The sequence below is a fragment of the Collinsella sp. AF05-9 genome (genome assembly GCF_003465595.1).
Lineage (GTDB): Bacteria > Actinomycetota > Coriobacteriia > Coriobacteriales > Coriobacteriaceae > Collinsella.
Genome location: NZ_QSBB01000051.1, coordinates 1 through 10,260 on the forward strand (window position 1 = coordinate 1; position 10,260 = coordinate 10,260).

The 10,260-nt window shown below is 62.3% G+C and carries 9 protein-coding genes; 8 read left to right on the forward strand and 1 reads right to left on the reverse strand.

Translation table 11 applies throughout. From position 1 onward, the window contains the following. Positions 1 to 198 precede the first annotated feature (198 nt). Complete coding sequence (locus DWV43_RS09510) at positions 199 to 1,059, reverse strand: DegV family protein (protein ID WP_117818372.1); 861 nt, start codon at positions 1,057 to 1,059, stop codon at positions 199 to 201. A gap of 156 nt (positions 1,060 to 1,215) precedes the next feature. Between DWV43_RS09510 and DWV43_RS09515 the strand changes: the two genes are divergently transcribed. The 8 genes from DWV43_RS09515 to DWV43_RS09550 all read left to right on the forward strand — a co-directional run bounded on the left by DWV43_RS09515 (position 1,216) and on the right by DWV43_RS09550 (position 10,191). Further along, positions 1,216 to 1,878, forward strand: coding sequence for an HAD hydrolase-like protein (locus tag DWV43_RS09515; RefSeq protein WP_117818370.1), 663 nt, complete (start codon positions 1,216 to 1,218; stop codon positions 1,876 to 1,878). Between the two features lie 54 nt (positions 1,879 to 1,932). Then, positions 1,933 to 3,369: a M20 family metallopeptidase gene (locus DWV43_RS09520; protein WP_117818368.1), complete on the forward strand. Its 1,437-nt coding sequence runs from the start codon at positions 1,933 to 1,935 to the stop codon at positions 3,367 to 3,369. Positions 3,370 to 3,688: 319 nt separating this feature from the next. Further along, complete coding sequence (locus DWV43_RS09525) at positions 3,689 to 4,627, forward strand: phosphate ABC transporter substrate-binding protein (RefSeq protein WP_117818366.1); 939 nt, start codon at positions 3,689 to 3,691, stop codon at positions 4,625 to 4,627. Between the two features lie 25 nt (positions 4,628 to 4,652). After that, complete coding sequence (gene pstC / locus DWV43_RS09530; protein WP_117806366.1) at positions 4,653 to 5,561, forward strand: phosphate ABC transporter permease subunit PstC; 909 nt, start codon at positions 4,653 to 4,655, stop codon at positions 5,559 to 5,561. Next, positions 5,554 to 6,480: a phosphate ABC transporter permease PstA gene (pstA, locus tag DWV43_RS09535; protein ID WP_117757753.1), complete on the forward strand. Its 927-nt coding sequence runs from the start codon at positions 5,554 to 5,556 to the stop codon at positions 6,478 to 6,480. The genes pstC and pstA overlap by 8 nt, the downstream gene beginning before the upstream one ends. After that, positions 6,477 to 7,349 carry a phosphate ABC transporter ATP-binding protein PstB gene (gene pstB, locus DWV43_RS09540; protein WP_192934525.1) on the forward strand — a complete coding sequence of 291 codons (873 nt, stop codon included), beginning with the start codon at positions 6,477 to 6,479 and terminating at the stop codon, positions 7,347 to 7,349. The genes pstA and pstB overlap by 4 nt, the downstream gene beginning before the upstream one ends. A gap of 205 nt (positions 7,350 to 7,554) precedes the next feature. Further along, positions 7,555 to 9,414 (forward strand): ABC-F family ATP-binding cassette domain-containing protein, encoded by a 1,860-nt coding sequence (locus tag DWV43_RS09545; RefSeq protein WP_117818363.1) that lies wholly within the window; start codon positions 7,555 to 7,557, stop codon positions 9,412 to 9,414. A 6-nt stretch (positions 9,415 to 9,420) separates the two neighbouring features. Beyond that, positions 9,421 to 10,191, forward strand: coding sequence for a Cof-type HAD-IIB family hydrolase (locus DWV43_RS09550; protein WP_117818361.1), 771 nt, complete (start codon positions 9,421 to 9,423; stop codon positions 10,189 to 10,191). Positions 10,192 to 10,260 lie beyond the last annotated feature (69 nt).

Genomic DNA, 10,260 nt, shown 5'->3' on the forward strand with positions numbered 1-10,260 from the left:
CCGTGCAACGGAAAAGAGCCGCCCTTTCGGACGACTCAAACTGTAATGGGGCTAAAAAGACTGGTCTGAAACGTTTGATATCAGTCTTTTTAGCCCCGTCCCAAATGAACTGCTTCTAAGTTGCGGTGGAATAGGGATTGATTTGCGGCTGGTAAGCCAAAAACAGTCCCTATTTCACCGCAACTGATATGGGTGTCCCTAGCGAGTTGGCTGGTAGCGGGGGCAGTAGCTGATGGCGATGGCGTCGACGCCTACGTGGGTTGCGATGGTGCAGCCGATGGGGCCGGTGCCGGCGTCTACGTAATCCTGGCCCGCGAGTGCCTCGTTGACAAGTTCCTGCTCCTCGGCGGCGCCGGTCGTGAGCACACGCACGCTTGAGCCCGGGTGCTCGTCCAAAAACGCGAGGCAATCTGCCATGGTGTTGGCGACGATGCGCTTGGCGCCGCGGCCCTTTTTGATGGCCTTGATCTCGCCCGATTTCCACTCCGGCGAAACGGCCAGGCGAATGTTGAGCATCTGCGTGAGCTGGCCGGCAAGCTTGGGCGCGCGGCCGTTCTTAACGAGGTTCTCGAGCGTGCGGGGAATCAGCAGCAGGTGGGCGTCGGGCAGGGCCGCGCGGATCTGCGCCTCGGTCTCGTCCAGGCTGCGGCCGTCCTCGCGCATAGCCAGCGCGTACTCCACCAGCAGGCCCTCGGCGCCCGAGCCGGTGCGCGAATCGATGCAGCGCACGTCGAGCTCGTGGGTCTCGGCGACCAGGCATGCGTTGGAATAGCAGGCGGACCACTCGCTGCACAGCGAGATAAAGATCGCGCTGTCGTGGCCATCGGCGCGTACGCGGTCAAACAGCGCCTTGAACTCGCCGGCGCTCGGCTGCGAGGTGTGCGGCAGCTGCTCGGAGCCAGCCATGCGGGCGACGTATTCCTCGGCGGTAATCTGCACCTGGTCGAGCAGGTCCTCGCCCTCGATAATCACATGCAGCGGAATCACGTAAATGCCGAGCTCTTGGGCACGGGCGGGGGAGATGTCCGACGTGGAGTCGGTTATGATGGCAAAAGACATAATTGCACCTTTCGTTGGGGCGCGGCAGCGCCGCCTTCTGAAAGCAAAGTGCGACAAGTATAGTGGAGTTGCTCTACATTGCTAGGTTCAATTGTTGAATAGTCAACAGTTTGAAGCGGTGGTGTGGAAATCATCAACTGGGGAAGAAGGGTGCCGATGGCGGCATTGCAACTTTGCGAGCGGCCGGTTGTGCTGTTCGATTTTGACGGCACGGTGGCCGATACGGGTCGGGCAGTGATGACCTCGACGCGCAAGACGCTGGCTGCGCGCGGGTTTTCGGAGACGCAGATGGGTGATCTGCGCCGCATGATCGGGCCGCCCCTGTGGAAGAGCTTTCACGACTTTTACGGCTTTTCCCGCGAGGAGTCGCTTGTGGTGGCCGACGAGTACCGCGCCTTTTTTGATGAGCTGGGACCGGAGGAGTACCCCGTGTTCGATGGGATTCCCGAGCTGCTGGATGAGTTGGCCGCCCGGGGCAAGCGTATGGCCGTGGCGACGTCACGCATGGAGGCCAAATGCATCGACATGGTGCATGAGCTTGGTCTTTCTCAGTTCGAAGCCGTGGTTGGCATGAATCCGCCGCAGGGGCGCGAGACCAAGGCCGATTCGGTTCGCGATGCCCTGGCGGCGCTCGGCGCGACGGCGGACGATGCCGTGATGATCGGCGATCGCTTTAACGACGTCGAGGGCGCGCACGCGATGAGCGTGCCGTGCATCGGCATCTATTCGGGCGCGGCGGCGCCGGGTGAGCATGAGGCGGCGGGTGCCGATGCAGTGGTGCACTCGGTGGCCGAGCTTGCTAAACTTTTCTCTATCTAGGAACTAAATGTGAGGGGCGGGTACGCTTGCCGCTCATTGGTAAGGAGGCAGTCTATGAATCAGGTGGAGCAGAGCGTCGCTGAGTATGTCGACGAGGTCTGGGAAGATGTCGTCGCCGATATCGAGCAGCTGGTGAGCTATCCGTCCGTGGCAGTTTCTGCCGATGCAGAGCCCGGCGCGCCGTTTGGCCGCCCGGTCCGTGACGCGCTCGACTGTGCGCTCGGCATCGCGCAGAAGCTTGGCTATCAGACGAGCGACGACGAGGGCTATGTGGGCATTGCCGATATCCCTGGCCGCGGCGACAAGCAGCTCGCGACCATCTGCCACGTGGACGTGGTGCCCGCCGGCCCGGGCTGGAACACCGACCCGTTTGCGCTGGAGCGTCGCGAGGGCTGGCTGCTCGGCCGCGGCGTTATCGACGACAAGGGTCCGGCGGTGCTGTCACTCTACGCCGGCGCCTATCTGCTCAAGCACGGCATTACCCCGCGCTATACTTTCCGCGCGCTGCTGGGCTGCGATGAGGAAGTGGGCATGTCCGACGTTCACCATTATCTGGAGAACCACGCGAACCCCGACTTTCTGTTTACGCCCGATGCCGAGTTTCCGGTCTGCAATGCCGAGAAGGGCCAGTTTGGGGCGACGTTCGTGAGTCCCAAGATCGACGGCGGGCGCATCGTGTCGTGGAGCGGCTCCGAGGCGAGCAATGCCATTCCGTCGCAGTCCATCTGCGAGCTCGCGATTGCCGCCGATGAGCTGCCGGCGCCCGTTGAGAACGCCGACCGCCTGGAGATCACGGCGCTTGATAACGGGCATGCGCAGATTTTCGCCCACGGCATTGGCGGTCATGCCTCGATGCCAGAGGGAACGATCAACGCCGTCGGGCTGATCGTGGCGTATCTGCGCGAGGCCGAGGACGCGTTTGGTGCACGCGACGAGCGCCTGCTGACGCCTGCCGAGCACGAGTTCGTCAAGTTCCTGGCCTTTGTGCATGCGGACGCCTATGGTCGCGGCCTGGGTATCGATGCGACGAGTCCGGCGTTTGGCCCGCTTACCTGCAACGCTGGCGTCATCCGCGTGGCGGATGGCCATATTGAGCAGGTCATCGACGTGCGCTTCCCCGACAGCACGAGTGCCGATACCATCCGCGAGCAGCTCGATCCGCTCGTGGGCCGTTTTGGCGTGACGTGCCGTGTGGGTCGTGCGAAGGTGCCGTTCTCGGTCTCTGCCGACGATCCGGCCGTGAAGGCGCTTATTGATACCTATAACGAGTTTACGGGCAAGCATGCTGAGCCCTTTGCCATGGGCGGCGGCACGTACGCGCGCAACTTTGCCCGCGCCGTCTCGTTTGGCCCCGAGGAGACCGGTCTGGAGCTGCCCGAGTGGGGCGGCCAGATGCACGGTCCCAACGAGTGCGCCAACGAGGAACAGCTCAAGCAGGCGCTCAAGATTTATATCGTGGCGATCTTACGTTTGAACGAGCTTGAGCTTTAAGGCTGCGGCGTTTTAACAACTTAGCACCCCTTTCGTCCGGGCTTTTTAAGTTGCGGTGGAATAGTTCCTAGAATGGGCCATTTGATGGCCAAGCAGGAACTATTTCACCGCAACTTTGTTTTTATTGGTGTAAAAGGCGGGTCATGCTTGGTGGCGGGTTTGTTATTCGTTTGTAAAGCCGAGCCGCGCTTGCGGTAAGGGTCTATCAGATGCCCGTAATAAAGCGCAGCTGACGCGGGCGCTGCCCGATCGAGACCGTATCTTTCCAAACAGCAAAGCGGGCAGGGTGCCCGCGAGTCGCTTGTATGAAAGGAAGATCATGCTCGATCAGGCTTATTCTCGTCGTCAGTTCCTCGGCCTCGCTGGTGGTCTTGCCAGCATCGTCGGTCTCGGTCTCGTTGGTTGCGGCGGCTCCAACGCCGCCAACACCGCTGCTGAGGGCAGCGCCGCTGCTGCCGAGTCCGTCTCGGGCGAGGTGACCTACGACGGCGCTTCCTCGTTCCAGGCTCTCGTCGAGGCTGCTGCCGAGAAGTTCATGGATGCCAACCCGGACGTCTCCGTCTCCGGTTCGGGTAACGGTTCGGGCAAGGGCCTGACCGCTGTCGCCGCCGGCACCGTCACCATCGGTAATTCCGATGTCTTCGCCGAGACCAAGCTCGAGGCCGATCAGGTCAAGAACCTCGTCGATCACGAGGTCGCCGTCGTGGGCATGGGCCCCGTCGTCTCCAAGAACGTGACAGTCGACGACCTGACCCTCGAGCAGCTCAAGGGCATCTTCTCCGGCCAGATCACCAACTGGAAGGAGGTCGGCGGCGACGACGCCAAGATCGTCGTTCTCAACCGCAAGGCCGGCTCCGGCACCCGCGCCACCTTCGAGGCCGCCGTCTTTGGCGACGAGGCCGTCGACTTTAAGGGCGACGCCGAGCTCGACAAGTCCGGCGATGTCCAGACTCAGATGGGCAGCACCGACAACGCCATCTCCTACCTTGACTTCTCGCACTTCGATGACTCCAAGTTCAACGCCATCATGGTCGAGGGCGTCGAGCCCAAGAGCACAAACGTCACCGACGACTCCTTCAAGATCTGGGCGACCGAGCACATGTACTGTGCTAAGGACGCCGACGAGGCCACCAAGGCCTTCCTGGAGTTCATGCTTTCCGACGACGTCCAGGGCAAGCTCGTCGAGGAGCAGGGCTTTATTCCCGTTTCTGCCATGAAGGTCGTCAAGGACGCCAGTGGCAAGGTCTCCGCTAAATAAGTAATCGCCCCCGGAAAGGTTTGCAATGGCAAAACAGCTGCCAAAGCGCGAGCTTGAGAACGTGGGCCTGGGCGTCACGGGTGCGTGCGTAGCGCTCGTGACGCTTGTCGTTGCCGCGCTCATCTTTATGGTCGCCCAAAAGGGCCTCTCGGCTTTTTTCAAGGACGGCGTCTCGATCGTCGAGTTTTTTATCGGTACCAAGTGGGACCTGGCCAACACGGCCGAAAACGGCCTGCCCTACACTGGCGCCCTGCCCCTGATCGTCACCTCGTTTGCGGTCATGGTGCTCTCCACGCTCATCGCACTGCCCATCGCCATCGGCTCTGCCATCTTTGCGGTCGAGATTCAGCCTAAGTTTGGCTCCAAGGTTTTTCAGCCGCTCATTGAGCTTTTGACCGGTATTCCCTCGGTCGTCTTTGGCCTGATCGGTTTTCACGTGGTCGTCGGCCTTATGAAGAGCGTTTTCCACGTGAGCACGGGTCTGGGTATCTTGCCCGGCGCTATCGTGCTGGCAGTCATGATTCTGCCGACGATGACCACGCTTTCGGTCGATGGCCTGCGCGCCGTGCCCGATAGCTACCGCCAGGGTTCGCTCGCGCTGGGCTACACCCGCTGGCAGACCATCTGGCACGTGGTGCTCAAGTCCGCCATGCCCTCGCTCATGACCGCAGTCATCCTTGGCATGACCCGCGCCTTTGGCGAGACGCTCGCCGTGCGCATGGTCATTGGCGGCATCGAGGCCATGCCGACGTCGCTGCTGTCGCCGGCGTCTACCATCACCACCACGCTCACCACGTCCATGGCGGTCTATGCCGAGGGCTCGGCGCAGGACGACGTCCTGTGGGCGCTCGGTCTGCTGCTGATGGGCATGAGCCTCATCTTTATCCTGATCATCCATCTCATTGGCCGCAAGGGGGCGAAGGCTCGTGGCTAGCACGCGCATCCACATCGACGAGGCGAGACTCGGGCTTGTCCAAAAGCAGGACCGCATCGCCACGGGCGTGCTGACGGCGATTGTCGCCATCGTCATGCTTATCGTCGTCTCCATGGTGGCCTACATCCTGTTCGAGGGTATCTCGACGCTGTTCCAGCCGGGCTTTCTCACGCAGCCCGCACGCGCCAACGGAACGCAGGGCGGCGTGCTCTACCAGCTGTTCGACTCGTTCTATCTGCTGCTGATCACCCTGATCATCTCGGTGCCCATCAGCCTGGGCGGCGCGGTCTTTTTGGTTGAGTACGCGCCCGATGGGCCTATTCGCGACATCGCCTCGACCGCCATCGAGACGCTGTCCTCGCTGCCCTCCATTGTCGTAGGCATGTTCGGCTTTCTGGTGTTCTCGGTGCAGCTGGGCTGGAAGTACTCCATCATCTCCGGCGCCGTCGCGCTCACCATGTTCAACATCCCCATCCTGGTGCGCGTGATTCAGCAGGCGCTCGAGGACGTGCCGCAGGCCCAGCGCGATGCATGCCTGGCCATGGGCCTCACTCGCTGGGAGGCCACACTGCACATCCTGATTCCCGAGGCCATGCCCGCCATCGTGACCGGCATCGTGCTTTCGGCCGGCCGCGTGTTTGGCGAGGCCGCGGCGCTGCTCTTTACCTCGGGCATGAGCTCGCCGGTTCGCCTGAACTTCTTGAGCTTTAACCTGTCGAGCCCCACCTGCGCCTGGAACGTGTTCCGTCCCGGCGAGTCGCTGGCCGTGCACATCTACAAGATCTATGGCGAGGGCAGCCCCGAGGCCCAGCAGATCGTCTGGGGCACTGCGGCACTGCTGATGATTTGCGTGCTGCTGTTTAACGTAGTCGCCCGTATCGTGGGCAAGCAACTGGCAAGGAGGATGACGGCCGAATGAGCGAGACGAATGCGACGCCCGCAACCGAGGCGGCATCGTCCGACACCCAGGACTTTTTGTCGAGCGTGGGGGAGAGCGAGAAACGTGTTCGCGTGAGCGGCAAGGCCGTGAGCGACGAGGTCGTGCTCTCCACCAAGGACGTCAACGTGTACTATGGCGACCACCATGCGCTGCACAATACGTCGCTCGACTTCCACAAGGGTGAGATCACGGCGCTCATCGGGCCTTCGGGCTGCGGCAAGTCGACCTTCTTGCGCAGCCTCAACCTGATGAATCGCGAGATTCGCGGCTGCCGCGTGGAGGGCGAGATCAGCTACCGCGGACGCAACGTGAACACCAAGACCGAGAATACCTACGAGCTGCGCCGGTCCATTGGCATGGTGTTTCAGCAGCCCAACCCCTTCCGCAAGTCCATTCGAGACAACATCACGTTTGCGCCCAAGCGCCACGGCATCACCGACCGCGACGAGCTCGATCGCATGGTCGAGGAAAGCCTGCGCGGTGCGGCCCTGTGGGACGAGGTCAAGGACAAGCTCGACAAGAGCGCCTACGCGCTTTCGGGCGGCCAGCAGCAGCGTTTGTGCATCGCGCGCACGCTGGCACTCAACCCCGACGTAATCCTGTTTGACGAGCCCTGCTCGGCGCTCGACCCCATCTCGACGCTGGCGATCGAGGACCTCATGTCGTCGATCGTGGCCGACCGCGCCATCGTCATCGTGACGCACAACATGGAGCAGGCGTCGCGCGTGTCCAACCGCACGGCGTTTTTCTACATGGGCGATATGGTCGAGTACGACGAGACCGACGAGATTTTCCAACGGCCCAAGGATAAGCGGCTGAATGATTACCTCACCGGCATGTTCTCCTAGTCCGGGACATGCTTGAGGCCCGCGGCGGCCACGGTTGCCGCGGGACTGATTGGAGAGGCGGGTCATCTCTTTTGCGAGATGGCCCGCCTTTTTGCTCTGCGACCGAAACGACCACCACAAAGGGGACAGGCACCTTCGTGGTGGTTTGGGGTGGGGCTCGCTGCTATCATGGACAACGTTGAATTTCTACGAAGGAGCAGGGCATATGGCGATTCTTTTGGGATGCGATTCCATCAGCCTAGAGTTTCCCACCAAGCATATTTTCGATAGCGTGACGCTCGGCGTGGACGAGGGCGACCGTATTGGTATTGTCGGCAAAAACGGCGACGGCAAGTCGACGCTGCTGAGCGTGCTCGCCGGCACGCTGGAGCCCGACGACGGCCGCGTGACGCACCGCCGCGACACCACGATCGGATTGCTCGGCCAAAAGGACAACCTGGTCGATACCGACACCGTGCATCATGCCGTTGTGGGCGACACGCCTGAGTACGAGTGGGCGTCGAGCCCGCGTACGCGCCAGATTCTGGCCGGTCTTATTAGCGATGTGCCCTGGGAGGGCATGGTGGGCGAGCTCTCGGGCGGTCAGCGCCGTCGCGTGGACCTCGCGCGCCTGCTGATTGGCGACTACGATGTGCTCATGCTCGACGAGCCCACCAACCACCTGGACATGCGCACCATCAACTGGCTTGCGCGTCACTTAAAGGCCCGCTGGCAGCGCGGCCAGGGCGCCATGCTCGTGGTCACGCACGACCGCTGGTTCTTGGACGAGGTCTGCACCAGCATGTGGGAGGTCCACGACGGCCAGGTAGATCCCTTCGAGGGCGGCTACTCGGCATATATCCTGCAGCGCGTGGAGCGCGACCGCATGGCCGCCGTTACCGAGGAGCGCCGTCGCAACATGGCGCGCAAGGAGCTCGCGTGGCTGAGCCGCGGTGCCCAGGCTCGTTCCACCAAACCCAAGTTTCGGGTGGATGCCGCTCGCGAGCTGATCGCCGACGTGCCGCCCGTACGTGACGAGCTGGAGCTCAAGCGCCTGGCCGTGAGCCGCCTGGGCAAGCAGGTTATCGATGTAGTCGACGTGGACGCCGGCTATGCGGATGCCGATGGCTCGTCCAAACAGGTGCTCACCGATGTGACCTGGCTCATTGGTGCGGGTGACCGCTATGGTCTTTTAGGTGAGAACGGCGCCGGCAAGTCCACGCTGCTCGACGTGATCCAGGGCAAGATTGAGCTCACGCGCGGCCGTGTGAAGATTGGCCAGACGGTGCGTTTTGGCGTTCTGTCGCAGCAGCTCGAGGAGCTCGAACCCTACATGGGCGACACGATCCGTGAAGTGCTCAGCAACTACAAAAGGTACTACGTCATCGATGGCAAGGAGACCTCGCCCGAGAAGCTCTGCGAGCGCCTGGGCTTTACGACGCAGCAGCTCTGGAGCCGCATCGGCGACCTTTCGGGCGGCCAGCGCCGTCGCCTGTCGCTGTTGCTGACGATTCTGGACGAGCCCAACGTGCTTATCCTGGACGAGCCCGGCAACGACTTGGATACCGACATGCTGGCGATCGTCGAGGACCTGCTTGACGGCTGGCCCGGCACGCTGATCCTAGTGACGCACGACCGCTTTTTGATGGAGCGCGTGACCGACCAGCAGTGGGCGCTGCTCGACGGCCACCTGACGCATATGCCTGGCGGCGTCGACCAGTACCTGCGCCTGTGCAACGCCACCGCCGAGGGCGAGCCCGTGGGTGCGCCGAGTGCCAAGACCGGCACGTTTGACACCGGTGCCGCGGCAGCTGCGGCCGAAAAGCCCAAAGCGAGCGGCCAGCCCAATGGCCTTTCCAACGCCGAGCGCCAGAAGCTCCGCCGCGAGGTGAGCTCGCTCGAGCGCAAGATGGAGACGCAGCGCGCTCGCGTGGAGGAGGCCGAGGCCGCGATGGCCCAGGTTGACCCCACCAACTACACGGCGCTGGGCGAGCAGCAGGCAAAGATTGACGAGGCTCACGCCGCCATGGACGAGCTGGAGATGGCGTGGCTCGAGGCGAGTGAAAAGCTCGAGGGCGAGGAGTAGGCAAGGATGATCAAGGCCGCATTTTTCGATATCGACGGCACGTTGCTGAGCTTTAAGACCCATCGGATTCCGGCGTCGGCGCAGCAGGTGCTCGACAGCTTTCGCGAACAGGGGATTGCGTGCGTGATCGCCACGGGCCGCCCGACCTACCAGATGCCGGATTGGCTGTTCGACTTGGGATGGGATGCGTACATTACGCTTTCGGGTCAGCACTGTTTTGACGCTGACGGCGTTTACCGCAGCTGCCCGATCGATCCGGATGACGTTGCGGTGATTGTGGACCAGGTAGCGCAGGGGCGCTACGACTCGCTGTGCATGCAGGGCGAGAACTCGTTTGTGAACCGTCTGTCCGAGCGCGTGGTGACGGCCGGCGGCAACGCGGGGATTGTCTACCACGAGGAGCCGTTTGAGCACGCCTTTGACGCACCGGTCTACCAGTTCTGCGCCTTTGTGGACCCGGCCGACGAGCATATCGTGACCGACGCGGTGTCGCATTCGCTCACTACGCGCTGGTGCGACCTGTTCTGCGACATTATTCCCGCTAACGGCGGCAAGGACTTGGGTGTCGCGGCGACGCTGGAGCGCCTGGGTGTCGACGCGAGCGAGACGATCGCCTTTGGCGACGGCGAGAACGACCTGTCGATGTTCTCGGCCGTGGGCACAAGTGTGGCCATGGGCAACGCGCAGGATACCGTGAAGGCCGCGGCGACCTACGTTACGACCGCCGTAGACGAAGACGGCATCTACAACGCCGCCAAGCACTTTGGGCTACTGTAGCTGCGGCCGGCACTTAGGGACGTTCCTTTTAATATGAGCAGGACATTGTCAAGAGGCAAAATCGGGCCT

Excerpts from the sequence above, each read along its gene's own strand:
- pstB (WP_192934525.1), top strand. The coding sequence starts at position 6,477 with ATGAGCGAGACGAATGCGACGCCCGCAACCGAGGCGGCATCGTCCGAC.
- DWV43_RS09545 (WP_117818363.1), top strand. The coding sequence starts at position 7,555 with ATGGCGATTCTTTTGGGATGCGATTCCATCAGCCTAGAGTTTCCCACC.
- DWV43_RS09515 (WP_117818370.1), top strand. The coding sequence starts at position 1,216 with ATGGCGGCATTGCAACTTTGCGAGCGGCCGGTTGTGCTGTTCGATTTT.
- DWV43_RS09510 (WP_117818372.1), bottom strand. The coding sequence starts at position 1,059 with ATGTCTTTTGCCATCATAACCGACTCCACGTCGGACATCTCCCCCGCC.
- pstC (WP_117806366.1), top strand. The coding sequence starts at position 4,653 with ATGGCAAAACAGCTGCCAAAGCGCGAGCTTGAGAACGTGGGCCTGGGC.
- DWV43_RS09525 (WP_117818366.1), top strand. The coding sequence starts at position 3,689 with ATGCTCGATCAGGCTTATTCTCGTCGTCAGTTCCTCGGCCTCGCTGGT.
- DWV43_RS09550 (WP_117818361.1), top strand. The coding sequence starts at position 9,421 with ATGATCAAGGCCGCATTTTTCGATATCGACGGCACGTTGCTGAGCTTT.
- DWV43_RS09520 (WP_117818368.1), top strand. The coding sequence starts at position 1,933 with ATGAATCAGGTGGAGCAGAGCGTCGCTGAGTATGTCGACGAGGTCTGG.